Annotated in this window: 1 protein-coding gene; it reads right to left on the bottom strand. The window is 57.1% G+C overall.

Annotation, left to right across the window (positions count from 1 at the left end; all coding sequences use genetic code 11):
- Positions 1–231 (bottom strand): NEL-type E3 ubiquitin ligase domain-containing protein (locus tag ACW9IR_RS30100; RefSeq protein WP_457466248.1); only part of this gene is annotated, 231 nt, incomplete at both ends.

The raw sequence follows: 231 nt of genomic DNA, 5'->3' as shown, positions 1-231 counted from the left end.
CGTGCGATCTTCTGGTTTTTCTCTAATCCGGTCAGGGAAGTGTCGCTGTTGATCTGCGCAGTACGCTGCTCAATATCCTGCAACGCGGTCTTTTCCACCTCATCCAGGCGAAACAGACCACGGGCCAGTTTCAACAGGGCCGGCCCCTGGTTAACGTCCGTCGCCGACGCCTTCGCCCGGTAGACCATGCTCATGATTTCGACGTTACTGAACGACAACGCTGCGCGGTCA

This window comes from Pseudomonas sp. SDT291_1_S447 (genome assembly GCF_054070155.1).
Note: the sequence above shows the minus strand (reverse complement) of the source record. Positions and strands in the feature narration are given on the sequence as shown.